The organism is Streptomyces sp. NPDC059900 (genome assembly GCF_050270335.1).
Classification (GTDB): Bacteria; Actinomycetota; Actinomycetes; order Streptomycetales; family Streptomycetaceae; genus Streptomyces.
This window is the reverse complement of record NZ_JBNNJZ010000344.1, coordinates 1-8,878: the sequence shown is the minus strand read 5'-3', so window position 1 is coordinate 8,878 and position 8,878 is coordinate 1. Positions and strand designations below refer to the sequence as shown.

Annotated in this window: 9 protein-coding genes; 2 read left to right on the top strand and 7 right to left on the bottom strand. The window is 71.3% G+C overall.

The features are described from left to right. Window positions 1-284 (bottom strand): putative T7SS-secreted protein (locus ACQKIP_RS31740; RefSeq protein ID WP_427744849.1); only part of this gene is annotated, 284 nt, incomplete at its 3' end. 224 nt (window positions 285-508) lie between these two features. On the opposite strand from ACQKIP_RS31740, the gene ACQKIP_RS31735 reads away from it, so the two are divergent. Further along, window positions 509-1,018: a DinB family protein gene (locus ACQKIP_RS31735; RefSeq protein WP_365852094.1), complete on the top strand. Its 510-nt coding sequence runs from the start codon at window positions 509-511 to the stop codon at window positions 1,016-1,018. Between the two features lie 147 nt (window positions 1,019-1,165). Beyond that, the gene (locus ACQKIP_RS31730; protein ID WP_365852096.1) at window positions 1,166-1,690 is read left to right on the top strand and encodes a hypothetical protein; all 525 of its coding nucleotides are present in this window, start codon (window positions 1,166-1,168) and stop codon (window positions 1,688-1,690) included. Window positions 1,691-1,762: 72 nt separating this feature from the next. Here the strand turns inward: ACQKIP_RS31730 and ACQKIP_RS31725 are convergent, their stop codons facing one another. The 6 genes from ACQKIP_RS31725 to ACQKIP_RS31700 form a co-directional block, all read right to left on the bottom strand. Then, window positions 1,763-2,701, bottom strand: coding sequence for an oxidoreductase (locus ACQKIP_RS31725; protein WP_365852098.1), 939 nt, complete (start codon window positions 2,699-2,701; stop codon window positions 1,763-1,765). A gap of 167 nt (window positions 2,702-2,868) precedes the next feature. Further along, window positions 2,869-3,690 carry an SDR family NAD(P)-dependent oxidoreductase gene (locus ACQKIP_RS31720; protein ID WP_365852100.1) on the bottom strand — a complete coding sequence of 274 codons (822 nt, stop codon included), beginning with the start codon at window positions 3,688-3,690 and terminating at the stop codon, window positions 2,869-2,871. Window positions 3,691-3,790: 100 nt separating this feature from the next. Then, window positions 3,791-4,375, bottom strand: coding sequence for a TetR/AcrR family transcriptional regulator (locus ACQKIP_RS31715; protein WP_365852102.1), 585 nt, complete (start codon window positions 4,373-4,375; stop codon window positions 3,791-3,793). Window positions 4,376-4,429: 54 nt separating this feature from the next. Beyond that, window positions 4,430-4,753, bottom strand: a complete 324-nt coding sequence (gene nirD / locus ACQKIP_RS31710) for a nitrite reductase small subunit NirD (protein ID WP_365852104.1) — start codon at window positions 4,751-4,753, stop codon at window positions 4,430-4,432. After that, the gene (nirB, locus tag ACQKIP_RS31705; RefSeq protein ID WP_365852106.1) at window positions 4,753-7,365 is read right to left on the bottom strand and encodes a nitrite reductase large subunit NirB; all 2,613 of its coding nucleotides are present in this window, start codon (window positions 7,363-7,365) and stop codon (window positions 4,753-4,755) included. The genes nirD and nirB overlap by 1 nt, the downstream gene beginning before the upstream one ends. Before the next feature lies 1 nt (window position 7,366). Then, window positions 7,367-8,671 (bottom strand): NAD(P)/FAD-dependent oxidoreductase, encoded by a 1,305-nt coding sequence (locus ACQKIP_RS31700; protein ID WP_365852108.1) that lies wholly within the window; start codon window positions 8,669-8,671, stop codon window positions 7,367-7,369. Between the last annotated feature and the right edge of the window lie 207 nt (window positions 8,672-8,878).

The following is an 8,878-nucleotide window of genomic DNA, read 5'->3' as shown; positions in this document are numbered from 1 at the left end:
CAGTACGCGGAGAGGGCGTCGCCGGCCATCTCGTAGCTCTTCTTGAGCTTCTTCAGCTTGCCCGGCGCGTCCTCGAACTCCGCCGTGAACGACTCGGCCGTCTTGCCCGCCCACGTGAGGATCGCGTCCTCGCCCGCCATCCCCTTGATGTCACGGAGGACCTTGGAGACGTCGTCGGCGAAGTCGTGCAAGTTCTTGGCGAGGCTCCGAACCCGGTGCGGATCGCCCGGAGTCGGATCCTTGTCCAAGTCGAGTACGTGCCAGTCGGCCGGCCGGTTCGACATCGAAACATTCCCCCGTTATGTCGTTTTCCTGCGCCCGGCGCACACCAGCGGTTTGGCTGACGGTGTCCGGTCAAGCGAAAGAGTAACGAGCATTCTGTTTCGGTTCCCGATCTTGATCGTTATCTTGATCGCTGAAGTGCGACCGTGACCTGCGGGGCGGGTGGGGATACCGGCTCCTTCCGCAAGCACGGAAAGCTCGGAAAGAACGGACTAGGAGCAGGCCCATGACCAGTGACGCTCGCATTGATCCGCCCCATGTCGGAGGCGAGCGCGACACGTTGCGGGCTTTCCTCGACTACCACCGCGCGACGCTCGCCATGAAGTGCCAAGGGCTGAGCGACGAGGAGTTGCGGCAGCAGTCGATGCCGCCGTCCACGCTTTCGCTGCTCGGTCTCGTACGGCACATGGCGGAGGTCGAGCGCGCCTGGTTCCGCCGGGTGTTCGAGGACAACGACGCGCCCATGGTCTGGTCCGACACGATCGATTTCCAGGCGGCGTACGACGCGAGCGCCTCGACCCGGCATGAGGCGTTCACCGCCTGGGAGGCCGAGGTGGAGAACTCGCGCCGCGTCGAGCGCAACGCCGGGTCCCTCGACCGGACCGGGTATCAGCCGAGGTGGGGCGAGGAGGTCTCGCTGCGGATGGTGATGGTGCACGTACTCCTGGAGTACGGCCGCCACAACGGGCACGCGGACTTCCTGCGGGAGGGTGTGGACGGGACGGTGGGGGCCTGACTCCGCGGGGCCGCCACGTCAGCGGTCCGTTTACCGGCGATGCGCGTCAGCCGGGCCTATCAGCGGTGCGTAAAGGAGCGTGGACGGGGAGTATGCGGGCCGTCAACGCCGGTGACTTGGCGCGGAGTCCGGCTTACCGTGCCGGACATGGGATCTGGCGGGGATGGTGGTGCCGGGGTCGTGGCCGACCGGCGCTGGGGTGCCGACGTGCGGGCCGCCTGCTTCTGCGCTGTCGCGCTGTTTGTTCTGGTCGACCTCGTCGATCTGGGCAACGGCACGCTGAACGTGCTGCGGGGCGGGCTGTGGGCGGGGCTTTCGGGGCTGCTCTATCTGGTCCTGCATCCGGTGCGGGTCACGGCGGGGCCGGGGTGGCTCGGTGTGCGGGGGCTGCTGCGGCGCCGGCATGTGTGTACGGGGCTGCTGACCGCCGTGCGGTACAGCGAGGGGGTCGCGGCGCGGCTCGTGCTGTGCGACTCGCTCGGGAACCGGGTGGAGGTCGACCCCCGGGTGCTCGCGGAGAATCCGCTGCTGCTGCACCGCCTCGACGCGGGAGCGCGGGACGCACGGGCGTGCGGGCTGCTGCGGACGGGCTCCGAAGTCCTCGGCCGCCTCTCGGCCCGGCTTGACGGGGATGCGGCCAAGCGGGTTTTCGAGGCCTCCGGGTTGCGGTGAGAGGGCTTTCCCTGATCTCCCTGATTTCTCTGAACCCCCTGAACCCCGCTGAGTCCCCTGCACCTCACCCCTTTACCTCTTCAGCGCCCCGTACTCCACCCCCGTCAGCCCCACCGACGCCGACCAGAGCCGTTCGCTTGCCGTGTCGTTCAGGGTCCACTTCGCTCGCCATGACCGTCCCGGCGCCCCCTGCCACCCCAGTACGCGCGGGCCGGTGAAGGAGTCCGGCCGGACGCCGGGGGCCGTGGCCGCGTAGAGCGTCGGGAGTGCACCCGCCGTCGCGGGCTGGGCCAGGACGCGGTTGCCCAGCTGCATCACGCGTTCGGCGACCCTGCGGCCCTCCATCCGGGGCGCCACGGCCGTGAGGTTCGTCTCCGCGTAGCCGGGGTGGGCCGCGGCGGCCACGACGCCGTAGCCGCGGGCCGCCAGGCGCCGTGCCAGTTCGTGCACGAAGAGCAGGTTCGCCGACTTCGAGCGACAGTAGGCGGTCCAACGGCCATAGCTGCGAGCGCTGTTGAGATCGCCCATGTCGATGTTGGCAAGGGCGTGGAACGCGCTGGACACCGTGATGATCCGGGCCCCCGGCGTCCGCAGCAGCCGGGGCAGCAGGAGACCGGTGAGCGCGAAGTGGCCCAGGTGGTTGACGCCGAACTGCGTCTCGAAGCCGTCCGCCGTCTGCCGGTAGGGCAGCGCCATCACGCCCGCGTTGTTGACGAGCAGATCGAGCCCGTCTCCCTCGCCGTCACGCTCGTACGAGGCCGCGAAGTCCCGCACCGAGCTCAGATCCCCGAGGTCGAGCCGTCTGAACTCCGCCTCCGCTGAGGGGACATCGGACCGCAGCCGCTCCAGGGCCCGCGTCCCCCGCTCCACGCTGCGGCAGGCGAGGACCACGCGCGCGCCACGGCGGGCGAGTTCGCGGGCGGTGACATAGCCGATGCCGCTGTTGGCGCCGGTGACCACGGCCGTGCGGCCGCTCTGGTCGGGTATGTCGCTCGCGTTCCAGCCCGCCATGACACGGCTCCCTCCGGCTCGGGCGGCACACGCCTGCTGCTCGGTCGGCACGTGCCTGTTTCTACCCGAGAGTAGGCCCCGGGGGAGGGGGGAGTGAGGGAGTCGGAGTGAGGGAGTCGGAATGAGGGAGTCGGAATGAGGGAGGGGCGGATTGAGGTGGGCGGACGTCAGGCCGCCGCGCCGCCGTCGATCACCAGGTCGGCCCCGACCACCGACGCCGATTCGTCCGACGCCAGGTAGAGCACCGCGGCGGCCACCTCTTCGGTCGACGAGACGCGGCCGAGCGGCGTCGCGGTCTTCATGCGTTCCGTGCGACCGGCCTCGCTCTCGCCGCCCTGGAGCGACATGCTCGTGTCCGACGAGCCGGGGCTCACGGCATTGATCCGTACCCCGTCCCGCATGTGCTCGGCCGCGGCGCCCTTGGTGAGCGCGGACACCGCTGCCTTGGTGGTGGCGTACGCGGTGGTCCCCGGGACGCGGATGTGGGCGCCGAGGGTGGAGGCGATGTTGACGATCGCCCCGCCGTTCGGCTGCGTACGCATCTGCTTCACCTCGGCCTGGAGCGCGAGCAGTACGCCGGTGACGTTGATGTCGAGCATCGTCCGCCAGTCCTCCTCGGGCAGCTCCGCGACCGGCTGCCCGCCCCGCAGGATGCCCGCGTTGTTGACGGCCACGTCCAGGGAGCCGAACCGTTCGACGGTGGCGTCGACGAGTGCCGCGAGGTCTGCGGAGCGCGAGACATCGGCGGTGACGGCAAGCGCCGTGCCGCCCGCGTCCTCGATGAGGCCCGCGGTCTCCTTGAGCGGGCCCTCGGTCCGCCCGGCGACGACGACGTTCGCGCCCTCGGCGGCGAAGGCGAGCGCCATGGCACGGCCGAGGCCCGAGCCGCCGCCGGTGACGAGGGCCGTGCGGCCGGCGAAACGGGTGCGCGCCCCTGAAGTCGGTGAAGCCGCTGAAGTAGCTGAAGTACCTGAAGCCGGTGTAGTCATGATGACGAGCTCTTTTCTTGAACGATCGGTTCAGTATGAGGGCATCAGTAAGAGGGCATGAAAACGGAAACAGACCAGAGGTCCGGAAGGAAATGGGAGGTCAGTCGAGCAGGCTCAGCGCCTGCTCCGTGGCGTCCCTGAGGCGCGCCCCGTCCCGCGACGCCTTGCCGATCACGCGAAGGCCCTGCATCAGGGTCAGGAGCATGCGCGCGAGCGCCAGGGGGTCGCGGCTCTCCGGGAGCTCGCCCTGCGCCTGCGCGCGGACGAGCGCGGAGTGCAGCAGCGTCTCGATGTGCTCCCAGCTGCGTTCGACGCAGCGGGCGGCGGCCTCGTCGTGCGGGCCGAGCTCGGTGGCCGTATTGGTGATGAAACAGCCGTTCAGGCGGCCTTCGGCGGAGGCCGCCTCGGCTCCGAACCGGCGCAGCACCGCGCGGACGGCGGGGAGCGCCGGGCCCGGCTGCGAGAGCTCGGCGAGCAGGCGCGGGTTCTGGAGCCCGGCGTACCGTTCGAGCGCTTTCAGGTACAGCTCGTGCTTGTTGCCGAACGTCGCGTAGATGCTGGCGCGTCCGATGCCGAGCTCCGCCACGAGGTCCGCCATCGACGTCGCCTCGTAGCCGCGCCGCCAGAACAGCTCTAGGGCCGACTGGAGCGCGGCGTCCGGATCGAATTCCTTGGTCCTGGCCACGAAGCGAGACTAAGCAATACTGGAACAGTCGGTCAAGTAATCCTGTCGTCCGGATCAGGCGAGGCGGACCGCGTGCGTCTCCACCGTCACCGAGTCGTCGTCCAGGCACCGCCCCGTCTCCAGGTCGAACCGCTGCTTCAGGAGCGGCGACGCCACGAACGTCCGGCCGCCCGCCGCGCCGAGCAGTCCGCGCGAGAGCACCGCAGCGCCCGTGAACGGGTCCCGGTTGTCGATCGCGTACGCGCGGCCCTCGCGGTCGATGAACAGCGCGGCCTGGCGGCCGTCGGGGAGCAGTGCGGCGATACCGCGGCCCGGCTGGAGGTGCGTGCGGTCGCAGACCTCGAACCAGTCGTCTTCGAGGCGGAGTTGAATGCTCATCAGGATGCAGCACCTTCCAGGTCGCGGGGGCGGGAGCCGATGGTCAGGAGGGGCAGGTCCGGCTTGATCTGGTCCCGTTCCGGGACGAAGCTCACGGTCGGGTCGGGGACGTCCGGCGCGTTCACGAAGGACACGAACCGCGCGAGGCGCTCCGGGTCGTTGATGGTCTCGGACCACTCGTCGCGGTAGTGCGCGACGTGGTCGGCCATCAGGGCCTCCAGTTCGGAGCAGAGGCCGAGCGAGTCGTGGACGACCACGTCACGCACGTGGTCCAGGCCGCCCTCGATCCGCTCGATCCAGGTCGACGTGCGCTCGAGGCGGTCCGCCGTACGGATGTAGAACATCAGGAACCGGTCGATGAGGCGCACCAGTTCGGCATCGCTCAGGTCCTTGGCGAGCAGGTCCGCGTGGCGCGGGGTCGCGCCGCCGTTGCCGCCCACGTACAGGTTCCAGCCGCTCGACGTGGCGATGATGCCGAAGTCCTTGGACTGGGCCTCCGCGCACTCGCGGGCGCAGCCGGAGACCGCCGACTTCAGTTTGTGCGGGGAGCGCAGGCCCCGGTAGCGCAGCTCCAGGTCGATCGCCATCCGGACCGAGTCCTGGACGCCGTAACGGCACCAGGTCTGCCCGACGCACGACTTCACCGTACGGAGCGACTTGCCGTACGCGTGCCCCGACTCGAACCCGGCGTCCACCAACCGCGTCCAGATCAGGGGCAGTTGCTCGACCCGCGCCCCGAACATGTCGATGCGCTGACCGCCGGTGATCTTCGTGTAGAGCCCGAAGTCCCGTGCCACCTCGCCGATCACGATCAGCTTGTCCGGGGTGATCTCGCCGCCGGGGATGCGCGGCACCACCGAATAGGAGCCGTTCTTCTGGAGGTTGGCGAGGAAGTGGTCGTTGGTGTCCTGGAGGGAGGCCTGCTCGCCCTCAAGGACATAGCCGTCGGCGCCGATCGTCGGGGCGAGCGAGGCGATGATCGAGCCGACCGTCGGCTTGCAGGTCTCGCAGCCCTCGGTGCCGCGCGCCGCCTCCCGGCCGTGCGTGTCCAGGAGCCGCCGGTAGGAGGTGATGCCCAGGGTGCGGACGATCTCGTACAGCTCCTGGCGGGTCTGGCCGAAGCAGCCGCACAGGCCCTTGTCGACCTCGACGCCCGACGCCTCCAGCTCGTCGTTGACCAGCTGGCCGAGCACCTTCACGCAACTGCCGCAGCCCGTACCGGCCTTGGTGCACTTCTTGACCTCGGGCACGGTCGTGCAGCTGTGCTCGGTGACGGCGCCGCGGATCGTGCCCTTGGTGACGTTGTGGCAGGAGCAGATGACCGCGGAGTCCGGCAGTGCGGACGGGCCGAGGGCCACCGGGCCGCCCGCGCCCGCGGGGAGCACCAGCTGCTCCGGCGAGACCGGCGGGACGCTGCCGGTCAGCGGACGCAGGACGCCGTACGCCTCCGCGTCGCCGACCAGGACACCGCCGAGCAGCTCGCCGCCCGGGCCGATGACCAGCTTCTTGTACGTTCCCGAGCGCGAGTCGGAGTAGACGACGTCCAGGCAGTCCGGGGTCGCGCCGTGCGCGTCGCCGAAGGAGGCGACGTCCACGCCGAGGAGCTTCAGCTTGGTGGAGAGATCGGCGCCGGTGAATCTCGACTCCTCCGTGGCGATGGCGGCCGCGACCGTCTCCGCCATCTCGTAGCCGGGCGCGACGAGGCCGTAGACCCGGCCGTCCGAGGCCAGGGCGCACTCGCCGATCGCGTACACGGACGGGTCGCTGGTGCGGCACTGCTCGTCGACGGTGATGCCGCCGCGCTCGCCCACCGAAAGGCCGCTCTCGCGGGCGAGTTGATCGCGCGGACGCACACCCGCCGAGAACACCACGAGATCGGTGGCGAGTTCACTGCCGTCCGACAGCTTCATGCCGCTGACCGCGCCCTGTGCGGCGACGATCTCCTGGGTGCCGACGCCCGTGTGGACGGTCAGGCCCATGCCGGTGATGGTGCGCAGGAGCGCGGCGCCGCCGCCCTCGTCGACCTGTACCGGCATCAGGCGGGGCGCGAACTCCACGACGTGCGTGTCGAGTCCGAGCCCGCGCAGGGCCCCCGCCGCTTCAAGGCCGAGCAGCCCGCCGCCGACGACGGCGCCCGTCTTGGCGTACGTCTTCGCGTACTCCTCGATGGCCAGCAGGTCCTCGATGGTGCGGTAGACGAAACAGCCGGTGGTGTCCTTGCCCGGCACCGGCGGCACGAAGGGGAAGGATCCGGTCGCCAGGACCAGCGTGTCGTAGGCGAAGGTCTGCCCGGAGCGCGCGGTGACGGTCTTCGCGTCGCGGTCGACGCTCTCGGCCGGGTCGCCGACGTACAGCTCGATCCCGTGCTGCTCGATGAACTCCGGGTCCGTGAGCGAGAGTTCGTCGGGCGTGCGGCCCGAGAAGTACGAGGTGAGCTGTACGCGGTCGTACGCGGGCCGGGGCTCCTCGCACAGGACGACCACGCGGTGCGTGGCGGTGAGGCCGCGCGCGGCGATGGCTTCGAGGAAGCGCTGGCCGACCATGCCGTGCCCGACCAGCACGATGGTGTTGTCGTGCGCGCTGTGGCGGGGGCGGGGGGTGTCCGTGGGCATCTCAGAGGCCTCCGTCGTTGGTGAGCAGGTGGAGCAGGGGGCTGCCGTCGGCGGGCAGCGGGTCGTCGGACTCCCAGGCGCGGGCGAGCGCGCCGACGGCGGTCAGCTCGCCGAGCAGTACGCCGCCGACGAGCCGGTCGCCGCGCACGATGACCTTGCGGTACGTGCCGCGCGTCGCGTCCGCGAGCTGGACGACGTCGTCGTCGGGCCGGTGCTCGGGGTCGCCGAAGGCCGCCAGGTCCAGGGGAGCGGAGTCAGGGCGTCCGGTGTGCAGGGTGAGGCGGGTGAGGGCGCGGGTGCCGGAGTAGGGGCGCGCCTCCCCGGGGGAGAGCAGGGAGTCCGCGAGGACGTCGGCCTGTTCGAGCGCGGGCGCGGCGAGGCAGCGGGCCTCGCCGGAGTGCTCGGCGCAGTCGCCGATGGCGCGGATGTGCGGGTCGGAGGTGCGCAGCTCGTCGTCGACGACGATGCCGCGGCGTACGGCCAGGCCCGCGGCCTGCGCGAGGCCCGTGCGGGGGCGGACGCCGCAGGCGAGGACTGTGAGGTCGGTGCCCAGGACGTAACCGTCGGCGAGCTCGACCGACCGTACGGCTCCGTCGGCCTGCCGTACGCCGCGCACCCGGCACTCGGTGTGCACCTCGACGCCGAGGTCGGTGAGATGCCGGTGGACCAGGGCGCTGGCGGCCGGGTCGAGCTGGCGCTCCATGAGGCGGTCGCCCTGCTGGGTGAGGACGACCTGGACGCCGCGGGCGGCGAGCGCGCGGGCGGCGGATACGCCGAGGAGGCCGCCGCCGATGACTACGGCGCGGGTGCCGGTGCCTGTGCCGGTGCCTGGCCGCGTGGCCTCGGACAGGGCCAGGCAGTCGTCCATGGTCCGGAAGGCGTGCACGCCGCGGGGCAGTTCGGTGGCGCCGGGTTCGAAGAGGCCGCGCAGGGGCGGCAGGACGGGGTTCGACCCGGTCGCGAGCACGAGGGTGGTGTACGGGACGACGCTGCCGTCCGCGCAGTGCACGAGCCGGTCCGCGCGGTCCACGCGGACGGCGCGGGTGCGCAGGAACTCGCCGGGGGCGGGGGGCAGGGCGATGACCTCCGGGCCGTAGCGGCCCGCGAGGACGTCGGCGAGGAGGACGCGGTTGTACGGTGCGTGGGGCTCGTCGCCGATGAGGACGGGGGCTGCGGTGCCGGTGCCTTTGCCGTTGCTGCCGTTGCTGCCGGCCCCGAGCCGCTGGGCGAGGCGGACTCCGGCGAGGCCGCTGCCGATCACCACCACGCCGGGCGGGGGCGCGGGGCTCGGGGTCGAAGAGGTCATGTACGGCAGCGTGCGGGGGCGGTGTTACCCGGCGGCATCCTGACTGTTTCCCACGAGGAACGCTGCCCTCAGCGGGCGCCGGGGCCGGATGTGAGGGCCTCCGGCGGTTGCCTTCGCCCGGAGGGCCTTTGGGGGGGGGGCGCCCCGCGCGGGCGCCGCGGCGGCGCGCGGGGGGGGACACACGCTCGGGGGGGGGGAGGCCGGCGG

Excerpts from the sequence above, each read along its gene's own strand:
- ACQKIP_RS31735 (WP_365852094.1), top strand. The coding sequence starts at position 509 with ATGACCAGTGACGCTCGCATTGATCCGCCCCATGTCGGAGGCGAGCGC.
- ACQKIP_RS31730 (WP_365852096.1), top strand. The coding sequence starts at position 1,166 with ATGGGATCTGGCGGGGATGGTGGTGCCGGGGTCGTGGCCGACCGGCGC.
- ACQKIP_RS31725 (WP_365852098.1), bottom strand. The coding sequence starts at position 2,701 with ATGGCGGGCTGGAACGCGAGCGACATACCCGACCAGAGCGGCCGCACG.
- ACQKIP_RS31720 (WP_365852100.1), bottom strand. The coding sequence starts at position 3,690 with ATGACTACACCGGCTTCAGGTACTTCAGCTACTTCAGCGGCTTCACCG.
- nirD (WP_365852104.1), bottom strand. The coding sequence starts at position 4,753 with ATGAGCATTCAACTCCGCCTCGAAGACGACTGGTTCGAGGTCTGCGAC.
- nirB (WP_365852106.1), bottom strand. The coding sequence starts at position 7,365 with ATGCCCACGGACACCCCCCGCCCCCGCCACAGCGCGCACGACAACACC.
- ACQKIP_RS31700 (WP_365852108.1), bottom strand. The coding sequence starts at position 8,671 with ATGACCTCTTCGACCCCGAGCCCCGCGCCCCCGCCCGGCGTGGTGGTG.